The sequence below is a fragment of the Spirosoma fluviale genome (assembly GCF_900230225.1).
Lineage (GTDB): Bacteria > Bacteroidota > Bacteroidia > Cytophagales > Spirosomataceae > Spirosoma > Spirosoma fluviale.
Genome location: NZ_OCNH01000005.1, coordinates 153818 through 167910, shown reverse-complemented (window position 1 = coordinate 167910; position 14093 = coordinate 153818). Strand labels below are relative to the sequence as shown.

Annotated in this window: 10 protein-coding genes and 1 tRNA gene; all 11 read right to left on the bottom strand. The window is 48.5% G+C overall.

Annotated elements, in window-relative coordinates; translation table 11 throughout:
- Nucleotides 1–534: a DUF3341 domain-containing protein gene (locus CRO74_RS23790; RefSeq protein ID WP_097129594.1), complete on the bottom strand. Its 534-nt coding sequence runs from the start codon at nucleotides 532–534 to the stop codon at nucleotides 1–3.
- An 82-nt stretch (nucleotides 535–616) separates the two neighbouring features.
- The gene (gene nrfD, locus CRO74_RS23785) at nucleotides 617–2047 is read right to left on the bottom strand and encodes an NrfD/PsrC family molybdoenzyme membrane anchor subunit (RefSeq protein ID WP_097129592.1); all 1431 of its coding nucleotides are present in this window, start codon (nucleotides 2045–2047) and stop codon (nucleotides 617–619) included.
- A gap of 97 nt (nucleotides 2048–2144) precedes the next feature.
- Nucleotides 2145–5258, bottom strand: coding sequence for a TAT-variant-translocated molybdopterin oxidoreductase (locus CRO74_RS23780; RefSeq protein WP_097129590.1), 3114 nt, complete (start codon nucleotides 5256–5258; stop codon nucleotides 2145–2147).
- 90 nt (nucleotides 5259–5348) lie between these two features.
- Nucleotides 5349–6674: a c-type cytochrome gene (locus CRO74_RS23775; RefSeq protein WP_097129588.1), complete on the bottom strand. Its 1326-nt coding sequence runs from the start codon at nucleotides 6672–6674 to the stop codon at nucleotides 5349–5351.
- 227 nt (nucleotides 6675–6901) lie between these two features.
- Nucleotides 6902–6972: transfer RNA gene (locus CRO74_RS23770), tRNA-Cys, on the bottom strand.
- A gap of 141 nt (nucleotides 6973–7113) precedes the next feature.
- The gene (gene rpsA, locus CRO74_RS23765; RefSeq protein ID WP_097129586.1) at nucleotides 7114–8901 is read right to left on the bottom strand and encodes a 30S ribosomal protein S1; all 1788 of its coding nucleotides are present in this window, start codon (nucleotides 8899–8901) and stop codon (nucleotides 7114–7116) included.
- A gap of 238 nt (nucleotides 8902–9139) precedes the next feature.
- Entirely contained in the window at nucleotides 9140–9655 is a 516-nt protein-coding gene (locus CRO74_RS23760; RefSeq protein ID WP_012930120.1) for an HNH endonuclease, read from the bottom strand.
- Between the two features lie 175 nt (nucleotides 9656–9830).
- The gene (gene smpB, locus CRO74_RS23755; protein ID WP_097129584.1) at nucleotides 9831–10292 is read right to left on the bottom strand and encodes an SsrA-binding protein SmpB; all 462 of its coding nucleotides are present in this window, start codon (nucleotides 10290–10292) and stop codon (nucleotides 9831–9833) included.
- A gap of 248 nt (nucleotides 10293–10540) precedes the next feature.
- Nucleotides 10541–11137 carry an OmpH/Skp family outer membrane protein gene (locus CRO74_RS23750; protein WP_097129582.1) on the bottom strand — a complete coding sequence of 199 codons (597 nt, stop codon included), beginning with the start codon at nucleotides 11135–11137 and terminating at the stop codon, nucleotides 10541–10543.
- Between the two features lie 93 nt (nucleotides 11138–11230).
- Nucleotides 11231–11572, bottom strand: a complete 342-nt coding sequence (locus tag CRO74_RS23745; protein WP_097129580.1) for a hypothetical protein — start codon at nucleotides 11570–11572, stop codon at nucleotides 11231–11233.
- 58 nt (nucleotides 11573–11630) lie between these two features.
- Nucleotides 11631–14057, bottom strand: coding sequence for a penicillin acylase family protein (locus CRO74_RS23740; protein WP_097129578.1), 2427 nt, complete (start codon nucleotides 14055–14057; stop codon nucleotides 11631–11633).
- Between the last annotated feature and the right edge of the window lie 36 nt (nucleotides 14058–14093).

Here is a 14093-nt window from a genome sequence, read left to right as displayed (position 1 = left end):
TTAGAACTGCTTGATGTTGACTTCAGCAGCACCTGATTTTCTCAAAATCTGCTCTATATCACCTTCGCCAATATTGTTTTTGCTCAGGTCAATGGCCATCGCAAATTTGTTATCAGTGGTTCGGAGGTCATACATTAATGGCTTAACTGTTGGTCCCATACCATTCGAGATTAGGAATGTACCGACCATACCCAGCGCACAGAATAATACCGTTAATTCAAAAATAATCGGTACATAGATTACGGGCGAGTACGAATCCTTGCCACCAACAATCATTGGCCAGTCAAAACCTTCCGTGTAATATGTCAGTGCCAATGCAGTAAGGGTACCACTTAGCCCAAACAAGAAAGCAGCAATGCCTAAGCGACTACGAGGGTGCCCAAGGGCAACATCTAATCCGTGAATCGGAAACGGCGAGTAGACTTCCTGAATCCGAACGCCCGCTCCTTTAACTTCTTTAACGGCACTCAGCACTACATCGTCATCATCATAGATGCCGACTAAGAACTTACCGTTACCATTTACATCTGACATGATTAATTCAGTTTGCAGTTTCGTTTACAGTTCCCGGTTGCCTGCGCATCAATCCTCCGGGAACTGCAAACCTAAAACTATCTTATTCTACGTCTTTATTGAACGTCGGATTGGCGACGCGTTCTCCTTTTGCCACTCCCGATACTGAAACCGGCAGTTTCTCGGACGATGATTTAATGATCGTTTTAACTTCGGCCATGTTAACTACCGGCAGGAATTTCGCAAACAGTAGGAACAGGGTGAAGAAGAAACCGAACGAGAAAATATAATCGCTTATGTCAAACAGTGTTGGGTGGAACATCGCCCAGCTTGATGGCAGGTAATCGCGATGCAGCGATGTAACGATAATTACGAATCGTTCGAACCACATACCGATGTTCACAATAACCGACAGAACGAACGTCCAGACGATGCTCCGGCGGATAGCCCGTGACCAGAATAACTGTGGCGTAATTACGTTACAAGTCATCATGGCCCAGTAAGCCCACCAGTATGGACCGGTTGCCCGGTTGATGAACGCATAACTTTCAAATTCAACACCCGAGTACCAGGCAATGAAAAACTCTGTCAGGTAAGCCACACCAACAATAGAGCCGGTTAGCGTGATGACCTTGTTCATTGACTCAATGTGCTCGATGGTAATGTAATCTTCCAGTTTGAAAACGACCCGGATGATTAACACTAGGTTCTGCACCATGGCAAATCCCGAAAAGATAGCACCAGCTACGAAGTAAGGAGGGAAAATAGTAGTGTGCCATCCTGGAATAACCGACGTAGCAAAGTCCATACTTACAATCGTGTGTACCGAAAGTACAAGAGGTGTCGACAGACCGGCCAGAATCAAACTCATGTATTCATAACGAGCCCATGTCTTTGCCGAACCGTTCCAACCCATAGCAAATGCGCCATAGATATACCGGGATACTTTGCTCCGGGCACGATCACGAATAGTAGCCAGATCAGGAATCAAACCCATGTACCAGAACACGAGGGATACAGTAAAGTACGTGCTGATAGCAAATACGTCCCATACAAGAGGGGATTTGAAGTTCACCCACAACGACCCAAATGTGTTAGGCAACGGTAGCGCCCAATAAGCCAACCAAGGCCGACCCATGTGCATTAGAATGAAGCTTGCTGCACACAATACCGCGAAGATCGTCATGGCTTCAGCCGCCCGGTTTACTGCTGTCCGCCACTTCTGACGGAATAAAAGCAAAATAGCCGAGATCAATGTTCCGGCGTGACCGATACCTACCCACCATACAAAGTTGGTAATATCCCACGCCCAGCCAACAGTCTTGTTAAGACCCCAAACACCCAGGCCTTCCCACCAGGTCCAGAATACACAGGCGGTTCCGTAAAGTAGCACAATCACCGAGATGGTAAAGGCAATCGTCCACTCGCGAGTGGGTTTTCCCTCAACCTGTCTGCTGATATCCTCCGTCACGTCGGCGTAGGTTTTACCACCGGTGACGAGGGGAGTTCTTACGGCTGATGTAACATGCGACATATAATTTACTGATTTACGATGTATGATTTACGATAGACAAATTACGCTTTGTGACCCCAGATTGTTCTAAAACCAACCCACGTAACTTGTGATTTATTTATGCGTTTGTTTCCTGACGAGCATTCTCGTTATGCTTAGCTTCTTCGTCTTTGTTCCGAATCTTAGTCAGGTACGAGATTTGCGGTCTCACGTTGATCTCTTCCAGCACGTGGAATGCACGGCCTTCCAGTTCTTCAACCAAAATTTTGGAGATTGTACTCTCCGGATTGTTCATGTCACCAAATGTGATCGCATCGGTTGGACAAGCTTGCGAACAGGCGGTCTGAACTTCATCAGGTGCTAACCGACGACGCTCTTTCTTAGCGGTCAGTTTCGTTTCCTGGATACGTTGTACGCAGAACGAACACTTCTCAATAACACCACGCGAGCGGACCGTTACATCTGGGTTAATGACCATTTTGCCCAGGTCATTATTGAAATGATAGTCGTAGTTATCGTTATCGTGGTATTTAAACCAGTTAAAACGACGCACTTTATATGGGCAGTTGTTCGCGCAGTAACGGGTTCCAACGCAACGGTTGTACGTCATCTGGTTCAACCCTTCCGTGCTGTGTGTGGTAGCCAATACCGGACATACCGTTTCGCAGGGAGCATTGCTGCAATGCTGGCAAAGCATAGGCTGGAAAGTAATCTCCGGATTGGCCGAAGCAACTTCAAGACCCGAGAAATCCTCAGCTTCGGCGTCGCTGCTGTAATACCGGTCGATACGCATCCAGTGCATTTCACGACGGTTGAGCACTTCCTGACGGCCAACAACCTGAATATTGTTTTCAGCATTACAGGCAACTACGCACGTTCCGCAGCCTACGCAGGAGTTCAGGTCAATAACCATACCCCATGAGTGGTTCGGCTTACCGTAACCATTCCAGAGCGTAATATCGGTTGGGTCGGTTGGTCCTACAGAGGTTTGTACTTTAGGCTCGTAGCGACCAGCCTTAGGGTTCTTCTGATAAGAAGCCAGTTTCGACTCCTGCAATACCGCCCGACGACCCATTACGGTATCGTGCGTTTGTGTTTGGGCGATCTCATGACGACCACTCGCCTTCGCTACCGTAGCCGTGAACGAAGCAAAGTTTACCGTACCATTGGTAACCGACGCAAATGGATAGGCATTCTTACCAACACCGTTTGCTGACTTACCCGCCTTTTCACGACCGTATCCAACCGCAATAGACACCGTGTTATCAGCCTGACCGGGTTGAATCAGCACCGGTAACTCAACGGATTTGCCGTTGACCGTAACTGTTACTAGATCATTCTGGGCCAGTTTCATGTCATTGGCCGTTTTCTGCGACAGGGCCGCGTAATTGTCCCAGCACGCTTTCGAAACCGGATCAGGAAGTTCCTGTAACCAGGGGTTATTAGCGAAAGCTCCAGTACCGACACCAACCGATTCGTACAGAGATAACTCCATACCGGTCGTTGGCTTGTAGCGTTGAGCAATACCAGCAGCAGCCTGAGCTACGTTACCAGCGAATGAAGCACCACCCGTAGCGGCAGCTGCTTTGTTTGGTTCAAACACACCATCATTCAGCGACTGTACCCAGAAAGCTTCGAAGGAGCTAAAGCCCGTGGCCTGTGGATAGCGTGTTGTCCGCCAGAAGTTTTTCAGATAAACCTGATAATCAGCAGGCTTACCGGCCCATGTCAGTAGGCTCGACTGAAATTGACGAGTTTTGAAAATGAGCGTGATAGCTGGCTGCGTCAGGCTGTAATATCCCTGCTTTGGCTCAGCATCGTTCCAGCATTCGAGGTAATGAGGAGCTGGGGTTATAAATTTCGATAACGAAGCCGTTTCATCAGCCCGGTCGGCAAAAGACACCGATAAAGCAATTTTCGGCAACGCTTCTGCCAGTTCAGCGCCACGAGGGTGGTCATACACTGGATTAGCTCCAAAGAACAGAACCGCGCCAACCTGACCTGCCTTTGCCTCGTTGATGAAGGCATTCATTTGCTGGTCATTACCCTGACGGTAATTGACCGGCGTATTGATATCAATCGTGCTGCCATAGCTGCCCAGTAGGTTATTAAGAGCATTGACAATGACTTGTACGTTAGGATCGTTCGAACCCGAAACAACCAGCGCCTTACCACGTGACTTGGCCAAATCGGCGGCTGCTTTGTCTAAGTGCTCAACTGTAACCGAAGGCGTACCGACAGCCGTACCACCTAACTTAGCCGCTACTTTATTGTAAAGTGCAGCCACAACCAAACCTTCCTGCGATGGTTTGATCGGCGTCCGGTAATCGGCGTTGGCACCCGTCATTGACAGGCCCGTTTCAAACTGATAGTGACGCGACATGGTTTTCTTACCATTTCCGACAGCACCAATTTTACGGCCTTTCGCATACGCATTCATGAACTCAAGCGGAGCTACCCACGTACCCAAGAAGTCAGCACCGACGCTAACGATCGTTTCTGCTTTACTAAAATCGTAGGAAGGAACAACCGCTTTACCAAACGATGTCTGGTTTGCCTGAACAAGACCAAATACCGAGTTAGCATCGTACATGATGTGACGCGCCGTCGGGTATTTAGCTACGAAATCAGCTACAACCGCTTTCGTAGCCGGACTCAGGATCGTTGATGTAACAATCCGGATACCAGCGCCTTTTGCAGCGGCTGCGTTAAGTTGATTGACAACTTCACGGTCAGCAGTTGACCAGTCAATGTCTGTCTCGCCACGCTTGGGGCCTTTCAGTTTATCAATGTCATACAATGATAAAACAGAGGCCTGAACACGGGCAGTTGTACCGCCTTTCGTTATGCTTGATTGTGGGTTACCTTCTATTTTAATAGGTCGACCTTCCCGTGTTTCAACCAATACAGCCGCATAATCACCATTTTCGCTATACGTAGACGCATAGTAATCGGAAATAGACGGGAACGTGAACTCTGGTTTATTAATGTACGGAATGGCCTTGTGAACTGGTGCTTCGCAAGCTGCCAGCGATACGGCTGCCATACCAAAGCCCATTACTTTCAAAAAGTCACGGCGTTGGGTATTTGAGCCACCGAGCAAACCGTCCAGGTCATTCGATGATTCACTTAGGTCTGGATTAGCAAATTCGCTATTGGCGTTCTTGACAAACGTCGCGTCATTGCGTAATTCTTCAACCCCTTTCCAATACCGTTTAGATGTATTTTCCATGCGTGTTGTATGCGGCAATGGTTAAAATGAGAATGTATACGACAAAATGAAACGGAATCAGCTTCCTTTCAACTGTTCCTATACATTAAATTAATAGTGACATTTAGAACATTCCAGACCACCAATGTTGGCTACTTTAAGTGCGTCTTTACTTTCTTTCTTGTGTAAAGCCACTAACTTATCGTAGTACGCGTTGTCTTTGGTGTTTACTTCCGTCCGGCGGTGGCAGTCGATACACCAGCCCATCGTTAACGACGACCGCTGTTCTACCACTTCCATCTTCTCGATTTCGCCGTGACAGGTTTGACACGCTACGTTACCAACGTTTACGTGCTGAGCGTGGTTGAAGTAAGCCAGATCAGGGAGGTTGTGCACCCGAACCCATTCAATTGGCTGATTCTTTTCGATAGCCGTATAAATCTTCTGAATTTCTGGCGACTCTTTCTTGATGACGCCGTGGCAGTTCATACAGATGTTGGCCGAAGGAATCGTTGCACTCTTACCCTTTTGTGCTCCTGTATGGCAGTAATTACAGTCAATTTTGTATTGACCGGCGTGCAGTTTGTGCGAGTAGGCGATTGGTTGCTTTGGCGCATAACCCTGCTGTACACCAACGCTATAGGCACCGTCGATGGTTGCTTTCGTTACAACTAACAGAAACAACCAGATTACGATTGAGCGAAGTGTTGGGTTATTGAATGCATCGGACAGACCCGTTTTTAACCGCTGACCGAACGACGAAGCTGCCAGTGTACCATCAGCTGTCGCTGGCGTTACCGCTTTCGACAGGATTGTTACGATTGCTAGTAAAACGCCAAGCACTAATAACATAACGATCAGCAGAGCAACCAGAACGAACGTGAAGAGTTCTGAAGGGCCACCAGTTGATGGACCTGCTCCGCCAGCACCGCCGGCGTTTTTAGTATTGTCAGCACCGGCTACCGAGGCAACAGCTGCCGGCTTACTGGCCTGATCAACGTAAGCGAGAATTCCATCGATGTCAGCGTCGGACAAGTTCGGAAAGCTCGACATCTGAACTTTACCATTGGCATTGAATACCTGATTAGCGTAGGCATCACCCGAGGCAATCAGAGCCGAAGAGTTCCGAATCCACTTGTGCAGCCAGTCTTTACTTGGTGCCCGCTCTTCAATTCCTTTCAGACCAGGTCCAACAACTTTCTCAGCGGTTACCGCATGGCATTGTGCGCAGTTATTGGTAAACAGCGACTTTCCTTTTTCAACATCACCACCGCCCGCAGGGGCAGCCGCGTCTGCGGCTGGAGCACCACCTGCTGCCGCATCCTGCGCTTTCACCTGACTGCTGGAAACCAACAGCGTCAGCGATAGGACGATAGCCACGCAAAGCTTATAGAAGCGACTCATTTTATGAACTATATTTTTTGAGTTGATCAACATAATCAGCACTGCTATTTTATTAGCCCCCAAAAGTACGACACGATTGCTGTATAGGCAAAAATTGATCTTTAGTTATTTCAAAGCCCATTTTATTTATATTGTTTCTAATTAAGAACCTTGTAACCTTTCCTTCTCTTTCTATAGAGTAATGCTAATCAACCATAAAAAAATGCCATTTAACCGGCCTCTGATATAGAAAGCTAGTTAAATGGCATTTAAAGTAAGTGAGGTTCCGAGCGGATTCGAACCGCTGTAGGAGGTTTTGCAGACCTCTGCCTAGCCACTCGGCCACGGAACCAATTTGACCCCAAAGATGACGAGTCAAGCGTCCGGGAGTGCAAAGATAGGACTTTATCCTTTATAAGGAAACGCTTTCTCAAAAAAATGCCCCTAAGCCACAAAGGCCAGGGGCATTTTATATCGTTTAAGGCGAAACGGCTTAGTTCCGGCCTTCCAGTTGCTCTTTCAATGCAGCCAGTGCATCGAGGTCGCCCAGGGTAGCTCCACGATCGGCCTGAGCCGGTGCTGATGCTGCTTTCGGAGCGGCAACTTTGGGAGCTTTGGCTTCCTTAACAGGCTCATTTTTCTCACCCCACGTTTTCGTGTGAGAGAGCATGATGCGCTTCTCTTCTTTGGAGAACTCTGTTACTTTGAAGTCGAGCGTTTCGCCAACTTCAGCGAAGGTACCGTCTTCTTTGCCCAAATTCTTAAGCGACGAGAAGCCTTCGATGCCGTAGGGCAGTTCGAGAGTGGCCATCTTGTCGTTCTTGTTCAGAATCGTGCAACGGTGAATGGTTCCAACAGCGAATACGGTTTCGAACGTATCCCATGGGTTCTCTTCGAGTTGCTTGTGACCTAAAGCCAGACGACGGTTATCGACGTCCAGTTCAAGTACCAGTACTTCGAGTTCGTCACCAACCTTGATGAAGTCCGAAGGGTGTTTCACCTTCTTCGTCCACGATAGGTCAGACACGTGTACCAGACCATCGATACCTTCTTCCAGTTCGAGGAACAGGCCGAAGTTTGTCAGGTTACGTACCATGCCTTTGTGCTTCGTGCCAACGGCGTATTTCGTACGCAGTTCTGGACGAGTCCAGGGATCTTCCGTCAGTTGTTTGATGCCTAACGACATTTTACGATCGTTGCGGTCCAGCGTCAGCACTTGTGCTTCTACTTCGTCACCAACTTTCAGGAACTCCTGTGGGTTGCGCAGGTGCTGCGACCACGACATTTCTGACACGTGGATCAGCCCTTCAACACCCGGTTGAATTTCGAGGAACGCGCCGTAATCAGCTACGTTCACGATTTTACCCTTCACTTTCGAACCAACCTGAATGTCTTCAGCCAGAGCATCCCAGGGGTGAGCCTGCAGTTGCTTCATACCCAGCGAAATACGCTTCTTGTCTTCGTCGAAGTCGAGTACAACCACGTTGACCTTCTGGTCGAGGTGCAGCACTTCGGATGGATGGCTGATACGACCCCACGAAATATCCGTGATGTGCAACAGACCATCTACGCCACCAAGATCGATGAACACACCGAAGTTTGTCATGTTCTTGATAACGCCTTCCAGTACCTGACCTTTTTCAAGGTTGTTCAGGATTTGAGCACGTTGTGCTTCGAGGTCTTTCTCGATCAGGACTTTGTGCGAAACGACTACGTTGTCGTTTGCATAGTTGATCTTAACGACTTTAACCTCCATTTTCTTACCAACGAAGATGTCGAAATCGCGAATTGGCTTCACGTCGATCTGCGAACCTGGCAAGAACGCTTCAATGCTGAAAATATCAACGATCAGGCCACCTTTTGTCCGGCGCTTAACGAAACCATCGATAACGAGGTCTTCGTCCAGTGCACGCTGAATTTTCTGCCAGGCGGTGATCACTTTCGCTTTTTTGCGAGAGAGTACCAGCTGGCCGTTCGGGTCTTCCTGATTTTCTACGTAAACTTCAATTTCATCACCCATCTTCAGGTCCGGCATATCCCGGAATTCAGAAGCTGGCACTAAGCCATCCGACTTGAAGCCGATGTTGAGTAGTACTTCCCGGTCCGTTATCCCAACGACGGTTCCCATTACCACTTCTTTCTCTTTAACTTCCGACAAGGTGTTGTCGTAAAGTTCCAACATCCGGTTGTGTTCTTCAACCGAATAGCCGCTTCCAAACCCTTTGTTGTCTGCCCGGTCCCAATCAAATGCCGGCAGTTCGCGTTGCTGCGTTTTGCTCATAAAAAAAGTTTCCCTGACCCCCTCAGTACATCAGCCCGTGGGTCAATGGCGGACTGACTTTAGTTGTGAATTTTTTCCTTTTGAAAAAGGACTGCAAAGATAGCAAATGCTTTCCAAAAAAAGTTTCGAAACTGGCAAAAGTCTTTGAGAGAGAGGATAAAAGGAGGAAAAGGCCAAGGGGGAGAAAGGAGTTTGCTCATGGCATGATCCCTTTCTCCCCCTCGGCCCTTTACTCCTTTTACTTGAATGCTTTTTCCTTTTTCGCCAAGAACGGCATCCAGCTTTGCTCAAGGGAGCCTGAAAATTCACGTAGGAAAACCAGGAAGGTTGGTTTAAATGGCTTCTGCCGTAATTTAAGATTTGCCTCCTCGGGCGTATAATCGCCTTTTCGGGAGTTGCACCGCTTGCAGGCAGTGGCCAGGTTGTCCCAACTGGTCTTACCTCCTCTCGATTTTGGCAGTACGTGGTCCAGCGTCAAGTCTTCGGTGGTGCCGCAATACTGGCAATGATGCCCATCGCGCTTGAAGATATTCTGCCGGGTAAGCATAACGCCCTTGTAAGGCAGACTGACGTACCGGTGAAGACGAATGACCGATGGCATGGGGTATTCTGCCGAAACGGTTCGAAGCATGAACTGCTCAGATTCTGCAACAAGTTCTGCTTTATCTAAGTAAACCAGCAAGAATGCTTTGGGAACGGAGCAGATGCTGAATGCACTGTAATCTTGATTTAAGACTAATACTTTCCTACCCATATCGCGTTTAGAGCCTCTGTACGGTAGCAAGTTACAGAGTTATCCACATAACGACAATAGCTATGATAAAAATTAACGAAGTAATAAATAGACAAAAGGAGCAACACACAACACCAGTGAAAGGAATGGTACTCTATTACTCTACAAAACTACTATTTTTTGATACAGATCACGGTTAATATCGTTCCCGTTGCATCTCCCGTTCTACATCACGTTCTTTGATACTGTCACGCTTATCGTACAATTTCTTCCCTTTCGCCAAGGCAATATCGACTTTGGCAAACCCGCGTTCGCTCGTGAACATACGGATGGGTACGATAGTGAGCCCCTGATCTTTCAGTTTCTCGGCAAGTCGCCGGATTTCGCGCTTTGTCAGCAACAGTTTCCGGTCGCGGAGGGGTTCGTGGTTGTAGTGCGTTCCTTCGGTATAAATGGATATGCTCATCTGACGAATAAACAGTTCATCGCCATGAATCAGGCAGTAAGCGTCCTGCAAGTTCACTTTACCCTGCCGAACGGATTTTATTTCTGTACCCGTCAAGACAATACCAGCGGTATAGGTTTCCAGAAACGAATACTCAAACGAAGCCCGTCGGTTTCGGATATCAACTTGTTTAACAATAGAAGCGGTAGCCATGTACTGATGTAGGATATGTGATGTATAACGTACCCACGGGTTTCAACCCGTGTTTATTTTTCAAGAACACGGGTTGAAACCCGTGGGTACGTCATACATCCATAATTGAAACATAAAGGTAACTTGGTAAGACCATGAACATCCGAAAAGTGAGAGAGGTTTGTCTGACCACAAAAAAAGCACATCCGGCTACTAAACTCTCGCTTAGTAGCCGGATGGATCGATACCTGCTTAAGAGGCAGGAAGATTTACTTCTTAGTTTGCTTCGCCTGGTATTCTTTGTTCAGACCGGCCAGAATTTTGCTGGTGCGGTCGCCGGATGGGTCGGCGAACAGGATACCGCCACCTTTTGTGTAGCCCAGCACAAATTCATATTTGTTGGTAGCATTCTCTTTTTTGAGGTAGTCGTAGATCTGGTCATACAACTGCTTGTTCTTGTCCTGTTCTTCGCTGGCAAGACCCTGTGCGGCACGCTCCCGAAAGGCCAGAATATCCTGCTGTTCTTTCTGAAGCGATGCTTCGGTAGCACGGCCCTGCTCCTGCGTCATGGTAGCAGCACGTTGCTGAAAGAAAGCCACTTTATTCTGTAAATTCCGGCCTTTGGCAGCCAGATCGTTTTCCAACTGGAAACGCTTGCTCTCAAGAACTTTCTGCGTGTCTTTAAAGTAATCGTATTTGGTTAGCAGCGAGTCAACGTTTACATAGACAATAGCCCGGCCTTTGGCTTCTACAGGTGCTTTTACGGCAGAGTCAGCTTCTGCCTGGGGGCCTTTAAAATGTAGGTAGTATAGTACAGCTACGGCAATCGTCAGGACGACGTTCAGAATTAATGAGGCATTCTTCACAGGAAATGAATCAGTTAGTTAACAGTTTATAGTACAAAGGTAGAGGGATTTATCGAATTAAGAACCAGATTAAGCGGTAGTGATCCGAACGGATTAATTTGCCGTTGCCTTTTTAACCAGAAAACCTGATAAGCCTGCCAAGCCGCCTACAAGGCCACTTAATAGGGTAACGACCAGCAAGGGAAGCACGTTGGTGTTTGTTTTGAAAAGCAGTTCACTCATGCGTCCGATAAAGATGCCATCGGTTTGTGTATGAACTAGTAGGGCGTAGCCTAGCCACACAACCCCTACACCCACGAACCCCTGTAAAAAGGCCCCACCGGCACGTTGGCTGCGCCAGAAGCAAATACTAAAAGCAACAATAGCAAGGCTCCACCAGGGAAGAAAAAGTTGAGCCAACAGACTCAGAATAGCAATAAGAATGAGTTCAATCATTGTATGCAGGCAGATGAAGCCCTATTTATATATTTATTTGGATAGGTCTACGACTTGGTTATTTCAGCGTCACCTTCCGTTTTAATCTTGAGTTTTTATCCTGCGGGGTTTGCAGAAAAAGCAACTCATTGAGTTGACCCGTTCGCCAGGTTTCGAGCATATTCAGGTAGTACGGGCTACCCGGATTGCCCGATTGCCCACCCGGATACACACCGTACGCTTTGGGTGTTGGCCCCAGAGCCACCACCATCCGCCACGACGGACCGGTACGCTCGGTAGTGGCGTTAACGATACCAGCCCCGCCCCCAATCTGCACATTCAGTGCGCTCAGGGCATCCAACCGAGCCAGGTGTCCGATACGTGTCGCTTTGTGCTTGCCCCACTGCCACGAATCCCCTATTGGACCATGTTTGCGGGTCAGTGAATCGATGGTTGACTGAAATGACTTGGTCAATACACTACCGATTGTTTCTTGGGTGGGCGTTGTTAGATTATCGAACCAATGAGCCGTCGGTTCTTTTTCGACAAGTTGGAGCGTCCGGTCAAAGCTGGGGTAGCGAAGCGTAGTAGTGTCATTGCTCGGGAAATCATCTTGCCACACACCCTCCATGTATTGACGCATCCACTCTGTAAAAATGGTTGGGGCTACCTCCGCGACGTCATTATTGTACCGCCAGGTTTTAATGATAGCCAGTGCTTTGGTTTGCTCGCCGGATAAGATCTTCTCCTGCATATAAGGCAGAAGAACGGGAAGCGCATCAGCAGCCCGCAAATTCCGATTGTCATTCTGCAAGACACGCAGGCTGTCGGGTGTGGCCCCTTGCATAGCCGTCAGGCGTTGATTGATCCGGGCACCCCGCTCATAAGAGCCAAATTGCCAGTTGATGTAATACGGATAAGCAGGGTCGGTTGATGATTGATTGGCCGAGCTGACAAAACTTCTGGGCGGGTTTTTAACGTGTGGGTTATGGGCCGCCGGAATCCAGCCCTGCCAGTCGTGGGCGGGGTTTGTGCCATCGAGCAAGAACTTGCCCTGATCTTTCCACTTTAATGGAAACCGGCCGTTTGGCGAAATAGCAATGTCCTTAGCAACATCGGCAAAGACGAAATTCTGAGCTGGAGCACCGTAATAACTCAACGCTTTTCGGTAATCGTCGTGGTTTTTGGCGCGGTCGAGTAAATAATACGTCAGAAAATCATTAGACGCTTCGTGGGCGATCCAGCGGGCGGCATACCCCACCGGAACGTTTTTCGCGAACGGCTTCTGGCCCACTTCGTACATAATTGGACCATGATGCGTATATAAAACAGTATCAATCACATCGGCACGTCCCTTTACTTTGATCACCTCCAACCGACGAGTTATCGGCTTCCACCTGTTGTCGTGCCAATACTCACGCCGGGAAGCGTCTTTGAACCGAATCTGGTAGAAATCCAATACATCGGCACCAACGTTGGTTACGCCCCAGGCGATCTGTTTATTGAACCCAATAATTACCCCCGGTGAGCCCGGCATTGAGGCTCCATACACGTTCATGGTTGGCGTAACCAGTTGAATCTGGTACCAGATCGACGGTAAACTAAGCGTCAGGTGAGGGTCGTTGGCCAGAATTGGGTAACCTGTCGCTGATTTCTGCGGACCAACGGCCCAGTTGTTGCTGCCAATGGCCGGGTCGTGTTCGGGCCAGTTCATGGCCAGCGGTTTCGTATCGGGGAATGGATTAGCCGGAACATCCGGAATTTTAACCGGGGCGAAATCCCACTTCGTTCCGGCTGGAATGATGGGGTCTTCGCGAAAGGGATAGTCCGGAAAAAGATCGCTGGTAACGACCGTGCCGTATTTTTTCAGCACATTGCTCATGTTCAGGTCATCGGCACCGAGGGCCAGTACACCCGACATGTATTTGAGGAAGTAGGCACACTTGATGGGCTGCCAGGGCTCGGGGGCGTAACCCAGTAATTTGTACTCAAGCGGATAATGAGCCGGAGAGAGCTGCTTTATATAGGCATTGATACCAGCTGTGTACGATTCAACTTGTTCGCGTGTGCGCGAATCTTTCATTAACTCTTTGAGAGATTTTTCGGCCCCGAATCCCATGCCCAGGTGACGATTATAGCGGTCCAGCTCCAGGGCTTTATCCCCAACCAGTTCCGAAACGCGCCCGGCTGCTGCGTGGGTTTGGAACTCCATCTGCCAAAGCCGGTCGCGGGCGGTCAGGTAGCCCTGCGCGAAATAAGCGTCGGCGTCATTTTGCGCAAAAACGTGTGGAATGGCTAAATCGTCAAAAATGACCGTAACGGGTGCTTTGGTCCCATTAAGTGTAATCTCTTCATCGGCATTATTAACCGATTCGGCATTTTGCCAGAAGCCAACAAACGGGCTGAGCAGCGGGGCAAAGGCCGGAACGCTGCCCCACGACCGGTTAAGTGCCCAAATAAGTGCGATTGTAAGTAATGAAACAATAACTGCTTTTGTGTAGCGCATAATAAAATAAGCAACGGGGGTATTAGAAATGCAAGT